Annotated in this window: 8 protein-coding genes; 5 read left to right on the forward strand and 3 right to left on the reverse strand. The window is 44.4% G+C overall.

Annotation, left to right across the window (positions count from 1 at the left end; translation table 11 throughout):
• Positions 1 to 233: 233 nt before the first annotated feature.
• The 3 genes from V6252_RS02130 to katG form a co-directional block, all read right to left on the reverse strand.
• Positions 234 to 2768 (reverse strand): membrane-bound PQQ-dependent dehydrogenase, glucose/quinate/shikimate family, encoded by a 2535-nt coding sequence (locus tag V6252_RS02130; protein ID WP_341609071.1) that lies wholly within the window; start codon positions 2766 to 2768, stop codon positions 234 to 236.
• A 204-nt stretch (positions 2769 to 2972) separates the two neighbouring features.
• Positions 2973 to 3902 carry a LysR substrate-binding domain-containing protein gene (locus V6252_RS02135; RefSeq protein ID WP_057759664.1) on the reverse strand — a complete coding sequence of 310 codons (930 nt, stop codon included), beginning with the start codon at positions 3900 to 3902 and terminating at the stop codon, positions 2973 to 2975.
• 381 nt (positions 3903 to 4283) lie between these two features.
• Positions 4284 to 6467 carry a catalase/peroxidase HPI gene (gene katG, locus V6252_RS02140; RefSeq protein ID WP_341609153.1) on the reverse strand — a complete coding sequence of 728 codons (2184 nt, stop codon included), beginning with the start codon at positions 6465 to 6467 and terminating at the stop codon, positions 4284 to 4286.
• Between the two features lie 783 nt (positions 6468 to 7250).
• Between katG and V6252_RS02145 the strand changes: the two genes are divergently transcribed.
• From V6252_RS02145 to V6252_RS02165, 5 genes are all read left to right on the forward strand, one after another.
• On the forward strand, positions 7251 to 9167 hold the full coding sequence (locus V6252_RS02145) for an AmpG family muropeptide MFS transporter (protein WP_341609072.1): 1917 nt from the start codon (positions 7251 to 7253) through the stop codon (positions 9165 to 9167).
• Positions 9168 to 9217: 50 nt separating this feature from the next.
• Entirely contained in the window at positions 9218 to 10090 is an 873-nt protein-coding gene (prmC, locus tag V6252_RS02150) for a peptide chain release factor N(5)-glutamine methyltransferase (RefSeq protein ID WP_341609073.1), read from the forward strand.
• 47 nt (positions 10091 to 10137) lie between these two features.
• Positions 10138 to 10941 (forward strand): HesA/MoeB/ThiF family protein, encoded by an 804-nt coding sequence (locus tag V6252_RS02155; RefSeq protein WP_425355841.1) that lies wholly within the window; start codon positions 10138 to 10140, stop codon positions 10939 to 10941.
• A gap of 170 nt (positions 10942 to 11111) precedes the next feature.
• Positions 11112 to 12455 (forward strand): AarF/ABC1/UbiB kinase family protein, encoded by a 1344-nt coding sequence (locus V6252_RS02160; RefSeq protein WP_341609075.1) that lies wholly within the window; start codon positions 11112 to 11114, stop codon positions 12453 to 12455.
• A gap of 128 nt (positions 12456 to 12583) precedes the next feature.
• Positions 12584 to 13840 carry a YbfB/YjiJ family MFS transporter gene (locus V6252_RS02165; protein WP_341609076.1) on the forward strand — a complete coding sequence of 419 codons (1257 nt, stop codon included), beginning with the start codon at positions 12584 to 12586 and terminating at the stop codon, positions 13838 to 13840.
• The last annotated feature ends 2 nt before the right edge of the window (positions 13841 to 13842 follow it).

Here is a 13842-nt window from a genome sequence, read left to right on the forward strand (position 1 = left end):
GCCAGCTAACTCTGTTTTTAAGCTCGCTTAACAATCATTAATCTGTATTTATAGAGGTTGTCGTTGGTCAAAATAAGCGATAAATAAACCATAAATAAGGTCATAAAAGGATTTAGTAGCATTATGTTATGGCATTAAAAAAGCAGGCAACCTAGGTTACCTGCTTCTCTAATTAGTCGATTATAAGATAATGATAAGTTAAATGATCATTGTATTAAGAACCAAATGAAATACTATTTATCTTGGTCACCAAGCTTATAAGCTAAGACGTAATCACCAATGGTTGTGCCAACTGAACCATGACCACCTGCGACCAATACGACCATTTGCTCACCTTTAGAGTTCAAGTAAGTCATTGGCGTGGCTTGACCACCCGCTGGAATACGAACATTCCATAGTACGTCACCATTTTTCAAGTCATAAGCTCGGAAGTTGTTTTCTGTCGCTGCTGACAAGAACGCGACGCCACCTTTGGTGATGATAGGTCCACCGATACCAGGTACGCCCAGTTCCAGTTTGATAGGAATAGGAGACAAGTCTTGTACCGTACCATTTTTGCGTTGATAAGCAATATCACCTGTGGCCAGATCAGCACCAGCGATTGTGCCCCATGGTGGCTGCTGACAAGGTACGCCTAATGGTGACAAGAAGGGCCCCAATTCTACTGCATAATCTGCACCTTCATTGGCATTGACGCCTTGCTCGCCTTTATTGGTTTCTGCATCGCCCAACGTGTCTCTAGGAATGAGTTTTGAGGTAAATGCCAAGTAAGTTGGCATGCCAAACATCACGCCATTCTCAGGATCGACTGCAATACCGCCCCAGTTGAAGGTACCAAAGTTACCAGGATAGACCAAGCTACCATTGGTTGATGGCGGGGTATAGCGACCATCATAATTGAGCTGATTGAACTCAATACGGCACATCATTTGATCAACGAGACTGGCACCCCACATGTCTTTTTCAGTCAGTGGTTCAGGCTCAAAGCTCAAGCCAGAGTAAGGCTGAGTCGGTGCCGCATGCTCTCCCGCTATGAGATAGCCTTGCGGTGCAGGACGCTCTTTAATCGGTACAATAGGCTCACCCGTTGCGCGGTTCAAGACGTATACATCGCCTTGTTTGGTTGGTACAACCAGCGCAGGCTGTACACCGTCGGCCGTATCTAGATCAAGTAAAGTTGGCTGAGCAGGCGTGTCCATGTCCCAAAGGTCATGATGGACAAACTGCTGAACCCAGCGTGCTTCACCAGTCTCGATATCTAGAGCGACAACAGACGTTGCATATTTTTCTTCAGCGGCATTTCGGTAGCTGCCTAGCTGATCGGGTGTGCGGTTGCCCATAGGGAAGTATGCCAATCCAAGCTCTTCATCGGCAGTAGCAACTGACCATGAATTTGGCGAGCTGGTCTTGTAAGTTTGGGTTGGATCATTGACATCGAAAGGTGCTGTATTGTCAGGATCACCTGAGTCCCAGTTCCAAAGAAGCTCACCGGTATTGACATCATACGCACGGATCACACCAGAAGGCGAGTTGACGTCGTAATTGTCATTGACAGCACCAGCGACGATGATGGTATCACCCGCGATGACTGGTGGTGACGTCGAGTAATAGTAACCTGCTTGATTAAACGGCATGTTATGCATCAAGTCTAGTGCACCATCATCCCCAAAGTCTTGGCAGCGTTGCCCAGTATTTGGATCAAGTGCATATAGTTTCGCATCAGAAGTTGGGATAAATATCTTGGCATCACATTGCTTAGATGCGTTTTCAAAGGTATTACCAGCAATTTTCTGTACTTGCACGGGGCTAGCTGTACTGTTGCTATTCTCTGCTGAATTATTAGCAGCGGTAGCGATAGGGTCAGGACTGGTCGCTTGACCCGCATAATAAGATACGCCGCGACAGGTTTGGTGCTGTCGTTGTAAGTTTTCCTCTACTTGAGGATCAAACTTCCATAGCGTCTCACCAGAGTCGGCATCTAGCGCTAGTACCCAGTTATGAGGGGTACATAGGTATAAACCGTTGCCGATTTTTAATGGTGTTGCTTGATAAGTGGTCTCACCGACATCGTTAGGCCCTTTGACGTCACCTGTTTGGATTTGCCATGCTAGCTCTAAATCTTTGACGTTATCGGTATTGATTTTATCTAAAGGTGAGTAGCGCTGACCGTAATCAGTACGACCATACGCGCTCCATTCGCCATCTGGCGTTTGCTGACCGTTTGATAACGGATCACCAAGGTTAGCTGACGTCTCATCTGAGCTGACGTTTTGCTCGTCATCATTTGCAGCAGTCAAATCTAGCTCACCGAGTTTGTCAGTGGCATTGTTGGCTAGACTACCAAAAGAGAGTAGTGCACCTACGGTTACGCTTACGAGTAGACCCCAATAATACAGAGGGCTTTTCTTAACAGTGTTTGTGGTTGATGTGCTATTTGAAGCTACTTGAGTTTTAGGCCCACGCATTTTGTTGGATACCCATGGCAGTAGCATGAGCAAACCAAATATAAGCGGGAAGCCAACTCGAGGTGCTAACGCCCACCAATAGAACCCAGATTCCCAAAGTGCCCAAGCCATGGTTGCTACGATAAATAGCGCATATAACCCGTAAGCACTCCAGTGTTTTTTGAACAATAAAAAAGCTGTCGTTAGTATAATAACGCCAGCAATGAGGTAGTAAGGACTACCGCCTAAGGACAATAAATAAGCGCCGCCAATGAGTAGAGGGGCGGCAAAAATTGCCATAATGATCGCTACGAATTTTTCCATGAGCGGTATCACCTGTTTACAAAAGAGCAAGTTAATATGTATTGATATTTAGTCATTAGTCAATTTCATTCGACCAAATATCAATACAAGTGTGAATAATATATAAAAGAAACATTGAATAACGTTCTAGAATCTATTTTATCATCCACAGCTCAGTCTAGTAAGGGTGAGCAAGTCTGAGATACTTTATTTAACAAATGCTCATTAATTTGCAAATTGTTTTTGGCATAGCTCCATGAACGCACGTCCATATTGACGGATTTCTGCATCATCACGTACTGCCATCCAACTGGTAAAGCGACCAAAATGGTCGACGGGTATGGCCGTCAGGTTTTGATAATGGCTTGGTTCAAATGCCATTTCTGCGATGATACCAATACCTAGGCCCAGACCGACATAGGTGCTTATTACATCAGCATCGAGCGCTGCTAGTACGATATCCGGTTCTAACCCTGCTTCATCAAACGTCTTGTCAATCGCGCCGCGTCCTGTAAAACCACCGTGATAGGTCACAATTGGATAGCTGGCAAGCGTGGGCAGGTCGATAGACTCTTGGCTAGCCAGTTCGTGATCACTCGGTACTATAACGCGATGCGTCCAGTCATAGTAACGATAGCATCTTAAATAGTTGTTATGCAGCAAGGACTCAGTGGCGATACCGATATCGGCTTGGCCACGGATGACCATCTGAGCGATGGTCTCAGGATCTGCCTGTTGCAAAATCAAATTCACTTTAGGAAAACGATCTTTGAACTCTTTAACCACTTGCGGCAGTACATAACGCGCTTGTGTGTGAGTGGTGGCAATCGTCAGCGTACCGATGTTAGGATTATTAAAATCTAAACTTAGGTTTTCAATGGTACGAATTTCAGCAAAAATAGACTCGATATGAGGCATGAGCGCTGTGCCCATAGTGGTCAATCCCGTCAGGCGTTTGCCTTGGCGCACAAATACTTCCGTCTTTAACTGATTTTCTAGCGCAGCAATATGCTTTGATAAGCTTGATTGACTGGTATGTAGCACGGTCGCCGCTTGGCTTAAGTTATAACCGTTAATCACCGTATGCCATACTGTTTCTAGCTGTTTGAGCTGAATCTGCAAATGCCGTTGGTTGACCACTACGTCGATTGCCATAACTTAATCCTATTGTATAAATATACAAACCCCGTCTGTATATGAAAGTAAAAATGTCTGAACATACAGTAATAAAGTAGTGTAAAACAAAGCTATTATTCTTGTATATAATAAATAGCTATCAATTTATGATAATTATGAATATAGAATTTGTATTTTGCAATGCTAAAAAATTATTCGTTCAGTAAATGCTGCTTAGCCAGTGAATGCTTTTTTATTCAGTGAGGTAACTTGACCTAACAATTTATAAAGAACGGTCATTATTGAGTATAAAAAAAAGCTACCTTCTAAAAGATAGCTGTTCGTTAGTTATAAAGTTATTTACTACTATTAATATTTACTACTATTAATTAGTCGGTATTGACCAACTTCAAGCTCAGTTTATTTGGCAATATCAAAGCGATCTGCATTCATAACCTTGTTCCAAGCGCGGACGAAGTCACGAACGAATTTCTCTAAGTTGTCATCCTGCGCGTATAGCTCAGCATAAGCACGTAATATAGAGTTAGAGCCAAATACCAAGTCTACACGGCTTGCTTGCCATTTGACGTTTCCTGTACCACGCTCACGTACTTCGTAGCTATTAGCAGTATTGTCGGCTGCTTTTACAGGGTGCCATGTGTAGTTCATGTCTGTTAAATTAACAAAGAAGTCATTGGTAAGCACGCCAGCACGTTCCGTAAAGACGCCATGTTGGCTCTGACCGTGGTTGGTATCAAGCACTCGCATACCACCAAGCAATACAACCATCTCAGGCGCTGTCAGTCCCATTAGCTGCGTGCGATCAAGTAGCATCTCTTCTGGCGATACCGCATAGTCGCCCTGAATCCAGTTACGATAGCCATCATGTAGTGGCTCTAAATCAGCGAAAGATTCAGCGTCAGTCATTTCAGCGTCAGCATCACCGCGACCTGGATTAAACGGTACAGTAATATCTACGCCTGCATCGTTTGCTGCTTGTTCAATAGCAGCGTTACCAGCCAACACAATGAGGTCTGCTAAGCTTACGTCTTTCTCAAAGCCAGACTGAATGCTGGTCAATGTCTCAAGCACACGCTGTAATTGTTCTGGCTCATTGCCTGCCCAGTCTTTTTGTGGGGCTAAACGGATACGTGCACCGTTGGCACCGCCGCGATAGTCCGAAGCGCGGAAGGTACGAGCGCTGTCCCATGCTGTAATGATTAACTCACGACGACTAAGGTCACTGTCTAATATTTGCGATTTTAGCGTTGCAATATCATCAGCAGTCAAGTCCGCATTACCTGTAGGAATAGGGTCTTGCCATACAAAGTCTTCGTTCGGTACGTCGGCACCTAAGTAACGAGATTTCGGTCCCAAATCGCGGTGAGTCAGTTTGAACCATGCTCTAGCGAATACTTCATCAAAGTACTCTGGGTTGTTATGGAACTTTTCTGAAATCTCACGATAGATAGGATCTTTGCTCAATGCCATATCTGCATCAGTCATGATTGGGTTACGACGGACGCTTGGATCATGAGCATCTAACGGACGATCTTCTTCTTTGATGTCAGTTGGTTCCCACTGCCATGCACCGGCTGGACTTTTGGTCAGTGCCCATTCATGGTTCAATAGTAGCTCGAAATAACCGTGGTCCCACTGGGTCGGATTGGTGGTCCATGCGCCTTCGATACCACTTGAAACGGTATCGCCTGCATTACCACGACCTTTAGGATTGCGCCAGCCTAGACCTTGCTCTTTAACGTCAGCGGCTTCTGGCTCATCTTCTAGTATCGTCGCATCACCATTACCGTGACATTTACCAACGGTGTGTCCACCAGCGGTTAGAGCGACCGTCTCTTCATCGTTCATTGACATACGAGCAAAAGTAGTACGCATATCTTGAGCGGTTTTTAGTGGGTTAGGGTTGCCGTCGACACCTTCAGGATTGACATAAATCAAGCCCATTTGTACTGCTGCTAGTGGGTTTTCTAGTGACGTACGGTCTTCGTCGCTGTCATAACGGTTTTTGGTTTCAGCTAACCATTCGCGCTCAGAACCCCAGTAGATGTCTTTTTCTGGATGCCAGATATCAGCACGGCCACCAGCAAATCCTAGAGTTTTGAAACCCATAGATTCATAAGCCATGTTACCTGCTAAAATCATCAAATCGGCCCAAGACAATTTATTGCCGTATTTTTTCTTGATTGGCCACAATAGACGACGGGCTTTATCAAGGTTGACGTTGTCAGGCCAGCTGTTCAATGGTGCAAAGCGTTGGTTACCAGTATTAGAGCCGCCGCGACCATCAGCACCGCGATACGTACCAGCTGAATGCCAAGCCATACGAATCATCAAGCCGCCATAATGACCCCAATCCGCTGGCCACCATTCTTGCGACTCAGTCATTAGATTTTTTAGGTCAGTTTTGACCGATTCTAGATCTAGCTGTTTAAAAGCTTCAGCATAGTCAAAGTCTTCACCCATTGGGTCAGTCTTTTTGTCTTGCTGATGCAATATGTCTAAGTTTAGAGCATTTGGCCACCAATCTGTCGCAGCAGAAGCAGTGGTAGTATGCGCTTGATGCATAACAGGGCAGCCACCCATGCTAGGACGCTGAGGCTCATGCGAGTTATCGACGTTTTCGCTATGGATCGTTGGACCTTGACCATCACCCTGATCGTAGGTTGTGTTAGCAGGCGCATTGTTATTGTTACTTTCATGATCTACAGGACAACGAGCAGCATCTGGGGTAGTGTTTTTATCAGTGGTTTTATTGGTTGAGTCGGACATGGTATAACTCCTAGGCTATGATAATCGAAAGAACAAACTGTGAATCTCGGTAGTCGTTGTTTATGTACAAAGCATAACTAAGCTGAGTGGATTTATAAAACTAATATATAAGAATTATAAGTTTTAAATTACCAATCATAAAAGACTTGATGTTTTGTTTATCTAAATCTTCATTAACGCCCGTGCTTATCATCGCCAGTTAAGAGTAAACCAATAGAGTGCACTCAACCAATCAAGCCTGCGTCAGTTTTACTACTACCTTTATATTACCTATAAATAATGTCATTGTCAGACATCTTTCAAAATAGAAATTAGCAATAAAAAAGAGAGCTAAGATAACCTTGGTAAGACACTGCAGTTTTTTGCGTTACTATTAAGAAATATAAGCGATTGTACATGGCCTGCAATCGCTAAGTTAATGCAAAAACATCTAGTCAAGATAAAGGTTCTCAAGTACCATAACTGGATTTTGTTGTAATGATAATATTGGTGCAACGTAGAGCAATTTTTATCGATCCTTTTGTCGATAACTGATTCTAAAGATTGATAAAAATTGTGCGCGGTTGTGTTCTTTGTCTGAATTGTTGGTGAGTTATTATGTCTGCTGTCAAATCTGTACCGCCCAATCAACCAATTGCCAAAAAGTCATGGGGCGAGGCTACAAAAGCTTATCTCGATCCTCGTGTCATTATTATGCTGTTTTTGGGGTTTTCAGCGGGTATACCTATTCTGCTGATTTTCTCAAGTCTATCGCTATGGCTGAGAGAAGCAGGCATAGATCGTAGTGTCGTCACTATGTTCAGTTGGGCAGCATTGGGTTATTCGTTCAAATTTATTTGGGCGCCATTGATTGATGCGCTCCCTGTACCATTTTTGACCAAGTGGCTAGGGCGTCGTCGTAGTTGGATGGTGGTATCACAGCTGCTTATCGTGCTGGCGATCTTTTTGATGGCAAGGGTAAATCCTGTTAGCGAAGATGTCTTGGTTTATATGGCAGGCGCGGCCGTGTTGCTTGGGTTCTCTTCTGCGACGCAAGATATCGTAATTGATGCGTACCGTATTGAGCTTGCACCGCCGTCTATGCAGTCTATCTTGTCCTCTATCTATGTGTCAGGCTACCGTATCGGCATGATTGTCGCAGGGGCAGGCGCGTTATATTTGGCTGATTATTTCGGCTCAAATGAGACATTTTATAGTTATGAAGCGTGGCGCAATACCTATTACATCATGGCAGGGGTTATGACATTAGGGGTGTTAACGACGTTTGCCAGTTATGAGCCAACCGCTGAGACCCTGCAAAGTAAAAAGCAAAAGGGTAACTTAAAAGTATTCCTGATTTATTCAGCGTTACTGCTTATCCCAGGCCTACTGTTTGGTGTTATTTACCTAGTTAATATTTTGATCAATACAGTATTTGATAGCACAGTGGCCTTGATACCACTAATGGTAATGCCAGCGATTAAGTTTTACTTTTTAGCATTGGTCGCGTTCGCGCCATTATTACTGCTGTACTTTATTATTAACCAACCAAAAATCATTAACAAAGCCCCGTTGGTCGCTGAAACTCGTGAAGACTACGTCAGACTGGTAGCGTTGTTTGTATTTTCAGTGATTGCCTTTATCGCTGCTTATATATTGATGGGACAAGTCTTACCAGAGTTTGAAGGCGCGTTTTCTAGTTTCTTTGTAGAAACCTTGCACTTGTTAGTAAGCCTAGGCGCGGCAATGGCAGCAGGTTATGCCCTGGTACAAGTAGGACTGGTGAAAAAAGAAGTAGCCATGGCAACATGGATCGAGCCTGTTTTAGACTTTTTCCGACGTTACGGCAAAAAAGCCTTGCTGCTATTGGCATTGATTGGTCTATACCGTATCTCAGATATCGTCGCAGGCGTGATCTCCAACGTCTTTTATCAAGACATGGGCTTTAGCAAAACTGATATCGCCAATGCCGTAAAACTGGTCGGTGTGATTATGGCAATTGCAGGTGGCTTCTTGGGCGGGATTTTGGCTCAGCGTTTCCGTATCATGCATGCCATGATGATTGGTGCAATTTTAGCGTGTGCGACCAACCTGTTGTTTGTGGTATTGACATACAACCCAGGTAGCCTGCCAATCATGTATATGGCAGTGATATTTGATAATTTGGCTGCGGGCCTTGCGAGCGCTGTATTCATCGCTTTCTTATCAGCACTGACCTCGATTCGCTTTACTGCTGTACAGTATGCGATTTTTTCCTCATTGATGACGCTGATACCAAAAGTGATGGGTGGTTATTCTGGTGCTATCGTCGATAATATGGGTTATCCGTTTTTCTTTATCTTTACCTTTGCTATTGGTATTCCAATTCTGGCACTGATTTACTTTGTCGATAGACATATTGTCATTGGTGATAACGATGATATTTATGGCGATGACAATAATGATGGCAGCGGTGGCAATGGGGTAGGTGACAAGCTAAGCAAAACCAATCCTAACTTGACCGATACCAAAGAGCCACCACGCGCATCAGAGTAGGCTAAGCAGCATTTTACCTTTATCCATTCATTGTTTTTTAAGAGCTATTTATGACCGTATCAACCATTCGTCACATCAAGCAGCATATTCAACAACTGACGAATGGTGATACTGATAATCAGCTGCCGTCGTTTTGGCTAACGGATTGGTTGTTGCACGTCATTGATAAGCCTGCGATAGTGTTGATGACTGATGAAGATTATCAGCTCACTGATAGTGAGGTAGCACGTTTCAATGACGGTATGGTAAAAATGCAGCAAGGCATACCGCTTGCGTACCTGACTGGACAGCAGGAGTTTTGGTCGCTTAACTTTAAAGTGAACGAGCATACTCTGATTCCTAGGCCTGATACCGAAGTACTGGTCGAGCAGGTATTGAACTGGATAAATGCTCAGCCAGCGCAACTTAGTAATAAGCGATTGTTAGATTTGGGGACAGGGTCAGGTTGTATCGCTATCAGTCTTGCCCATGAATTAAAACACGCTAATTGGCAAGTCGTGGCGGTTGATTTATCGTTAGAGGCGCTTAAAGTTGCTCAGCACAATGCTGTGAGCAATAATGTTGCCAATGTTGAGTTTGTCCAAAGCAGTTGGTATCAAGCACTACCTATTTACGATGAGCCGCAGTTTGATATCATCGTGTCAAACCCTCCTTATATTGACGAGACAGACGAGCATTTGGCAGGTCTAACAGCTGAACCGATTAGTGCGCTCAGTGCACCCAATCAGGGCTTGGCTGATATCGAACATATCGTCCAGCAGGCAACGACATACCTATGCATAGGTGGGCTATTGGCAATCGAACATGGCTATGATCAAGGTTCTGCTGTTCGCAAGTTGTTTTTGGATAGTAATTTTGAGTCAGTACATACCGTAAAAGACTACGGTGGTAATGACCGCGTTACGCTAGGGCAAGCTCAATAGGTAGTTTTTTGGTAGTGGATTTCTTTGATTATAGGTTGTAGATGAATATGGTAGAAGAGATGGTACAGCTATCGGATGATGAGCTGCTCCGTTATGCTCGACAAGTATTATTAGACGGTTGGGATATGGACGCTCAGCTGCGACTGAAATCAGCACGCGTGGTCATAATAGGAGCAGGCGGGCTAGGTTGCCCTGCGTCTGAGACATTGGTACGTGCTGGAGTGGGTCATGTCCGTCTGATCGATGATGACGAGATTGAAGCGAGCAACTTACAACGGCAAACGCTGTTTTTGCCAGAAGATGTTGGTCAGTCTAAAGCATTGACAGCAGCGCACATGTTAGCGCGTATCAATCCCTTGATAAAGGCTCGCGGCACAGTGGCGCGGTTAGATGAAGACAACGCCTATGAATTGCTCGATATGGCAGCAAGCAAGCCTGACTTACTCTTAGACTGTACGGATAATTTTGCCACGCGCGATATCATTAATCGCATTAGCGTACGTTATGAAATTCCATTACTATCTGCCTCAGCGATTGCGATGCAAGGGCAATTAGCACTGTTCGAACCTCAGCTCGATACTGGTTGCTATCATTGCGTGTTTGGCTCAGTGGTGCTTGACGAAGCCGCTGACGAACGTACGTGTGCCAACTCTGGTGTGCTAGCCAGTACCACTGCCGTCATGGGCAATTTGCAAGCCAATACTGCACTGCAATATTTAGGATTAACCAAAAATCCACTGACAAACAAGCTGCTCATATGGGATGGTAGTCAGATGCAGCAGCGGCTGATGGGCTATCGAAAAGACCCGCAGTGTCCTGTCTGTAGCAGTCCTATAGTCAATCCTCTATAAATTGGATACGGTGTCAGGCTGGCTTAGTCTACGACTTGTAGTACTTTCACTCGCCTTCCTCGTATCAAAATTATATTGAACCGACTATAACTGAGTAATCTGATTTTTACGCATTTTTATATTGTATTGCCTATCTTCAAACATCCTTCTTATTACCATAGTTGTTTTTTATGAAAATTCATCGTCCGCATTTATTAAAACATACTTTTAATGTCGTTAATCGTGTTCGCCAAACAGCGAGTGTGGCAGGTCTGTCTGCGCTAAGAGTGGCAAAAGGTGAAAAACCTGACGCGATGCTACTCAAAGAAACCTTTGAGCAATTGGGCACGACTTATATCAAAATCGGTCAGTTTATCGCCAGTACGCCGTCGCTGTTTCCACGTGATTATGTTAAGGCTTTCCAAAGCTGCTTGGATCAAACCACGCCATTGTCTTATGCTTATATCGAGCAAGTGCTAAGAGAGGAGCTAGCGACTAATGGCATGACGCTTGATGATACGTTTGCGCATATTGACTCAGAGCCATTAGCCTCAGCTTCTATCGCTCAAGTGCATGCAGCACGGTTGCACAATGGTGACGAAGTGGTGCTAAAGGTACAAAAGCCTGGCGTCGAAACCATCATGCAGACAGACTTGGGTGTATTGCATGGCGTAACTAAGCTACTTGAAATACTGATGCCATCGATGAAGTTTGCGAGTATTGCGCCGATTATCGATGAGATTCGCCTGCGTATGCTTGCCGAGACTGACTTTATCGCTGAAGCACAGAATATTCGCGATTTTCAGCAGTTCTTAGCGGTATCAGGTAATACTCGTGTCGTTGCACCAACTGTCTATGAAAAGCTGACTACCAAGCGTGTGCTAACGATGAGCCGTCTATATGGCGTCTCTATGGTCGATGAGTCGCTCATGCGCCAATACTGTGCAGATCCTGCCCAAGTTATGGCAGACACTTTGAACACATGGTTTGCCAGTCTTATGTTATGCAATAGTTTCCATGCGGATTTACACGCTGGTAATCTAATGCTATTGACCGATGGCCGTATTGGATTTTTGGATTTTGGAATTGTCGGTAAACTCAAAGCTGAGAGCTGGCGTGCGTGCATGGGCATGATGCAAGCCATGCAAGATAGTGACTATCAAGCCATGGCTCGCCATATGATTGATATGGAGATGACACATGGTGGAAATAAAGTCGATGTGACTGCACTGGGGAATGACTTGCAGCGCATGATGACAGCCATTATGGCAGAAGATAAGACCTTTACCAGTGGTGTGCCGTTTAATAGTAAAGAACAAGCCGATGAGCTTAATAAGATGATGCTTGAGATTGTTGAAGTTGGCAAACGTCATGGTATCCATTTCCCACGCGACTTTGCTCTATTGACCAAACAGATGTTGTATTTTGATCGGTTTATGCGTACGCTAGCTCCAGATATGGATATGTTTAGCGATCAGCGGGTACAAATGCTAGGACAGGATACGGTAGAGACGCCAACGTTAGACGTATCATAGTTTTCGCTAATAACTTTATGCTGGCCTAATGCATCTGATAACTTCTCTATTTCTGCGTTTATTTATTACTGCTTTTGACTGTCTAACACAAAGGATTGTGTGCTAATTGCCACAAAAATGGCGCTGTCATGATGACTGCTTTTAAAAGCCGTATGATCCCGACGATTACCAATGAAGCTGCCATTGCCTGTATCGGTATGTACTGCATGGCAGTCGTTATGGGTTATGGTCGCTTTCTTTTTACCGCCACCTTACCTGATATTATGGTGCAATTGTCGCTATCAACGACGATTGCAGGCTGGCTGGCATCAATCAATTATATCGGCTACTTTATCGGTGCGCTTATTGCTATGTTTGTGCCTCAGCGCTCAACGTGGCAGGCCATGACGCTGTGGGCGATTATTAGTGTTGTCACAACAATGCTACTAGTCATACCAAATATGTCGCTCACGCTATGGTATATCCTTCGCTTAATCGCAGGTATTGCAAGTGGCGTGGCGATGATTCTAAGCTCATCTTTTGTGATTCAAACCCTCAGCCCTGAGCGCCGTTCTGTATTATCAGCAGTCCATTATGCAGGTATTGGTGTCGGCATCAGCGCCTCTGCCATCGTAACGTGGTGGCTATTAAAATTAGGCTATCACTTCGATGTAATTTGGCTAGTCGCAGGCGTCACCAGTTTACCGCTTGTGTGGCTACTTTATGCGATAAAGCCAAGACAAGTACAAGCTGTTGATTCACAGCAGATTGATGCCAAACAACACGTATCAATGCATCAGGCCTATTTAAACTTTAAACGCTCCTTATATGAAGCCATTTCTGGGCACCATAAAGCGCTTGCTTTGCTTTTTGTCAGCTACGTACTGGCAGGGTTTGGTTATATTAGCTCAGCAACTTTTTTGCCCGTCATGGCAGCACAACGTCTAACAACACAGATGTATGCTGGACTCATGATTTGGTTGGTTGTTGGTATTTTTGCGATGTTGTCAAACCCCCTATGGGGCGCGCTTGCCAAACGTATCGGTGAGATAAAAACCTTAATGGGGCTGACGGTATTGCAAGCATTTGGGATGTGCTTGCCGATATGGTTTGATGGGGCGCTTGGATTGTATGGCAATGCTGCAATTTTAGGATTGACCTTTGTCGGTATGGTATCGATGACACTGACTTTATTTAAAAACATCAATCCTGCCTATTCTAATTTACTGATTGCTTTGGCAACGTTGGCTTATGCGTTAGGGCAGTTTTTGGGGCCTTTGGTCACGGTAGCGCTGGCAGGGCAGGATGGTAATTTCAATGCAGGCTTACTTGTCGCTGCTATTGGATTAATGATCGGATTTGTACTATTGGTATGGTTTCGTCGACAGTCACCAACGACCGCTTAGAT

This window comes from Psychrobacter proteolyticus, from assembly GCF_038155145.1.
Classification (GTDB): domain Bacteria; phylum Pseudomonadota; class Gammaproteobacteria; order Pseudomonadales; family Moraxellaceae; genus Psychrobacter; species Psychrobacter proteolyticus_B.